General features: G+C 75.2%; 1 protein-coding gene. It reads right to left on the bottom strand.

The genetic code is table 11. The annotated features are described in order from the left end of the window. On the bottom strand, positions 1 to 196 hold a 196-nt coding region (locus CAY82_RS25065; RefSeq protein ID WP_140399170.1), incomplete at its 3' end, for a response regulator. Between the last annotated feature and the right edge of the window lie 259 nt (positions 197 to 455).

Here is a 455-nt window from a genome sequence, read left to right as displayed (position 1 = left end):
GGCACACCACGTCCCCGCTGACGCGGGGCAGGTCCCGGTCGAGCACGACCAGGTCGACGCGCGACGCCGGGTCGGTGAGCAGCTCGAGCGCGGTTGCGCCGTCGTACCGCACGTCGACGCGGTAGCCCTCGTGCGACAACCCCTCGACCAGCGGGTCGGCGACGTCCGGGTCGTCCTCGACCAGCAGGAGCCGCATGGCACGCCCCCTCCCCCTGCGACCGTCTCGCGGCGGAATCTACCCGACGGGGGTGAGGCGGGGGTGAGGTCCCCGTAACCGCCGCCTCACCCGCCGCCCGCGACGCTGGGCACCGACACGACCGGTGGGGTCGTGACCGGCAGGGAGGCAAGGACATGGCAGACCGAGCGATTCACGGGGTCGCGCGCTCCCGGCGTCGCGTCGCGTGGGCGTGGGGGCTCGGCGTGACGGCGCTGCTGGCGGCGGGGTGCTCGACCTC

The organism is Pseudomonas sp. SID14000, assembly GCF_002165135.1.
GTDB lineage: Bacteria > Pseudomonadota > Gammaproteobacteria > Pseudomonadales > Pseudomonadaceae > Aquipseudomonas.
This window is presented reverse-complemented; position numbering and strand designations above follow the sequence as displayed.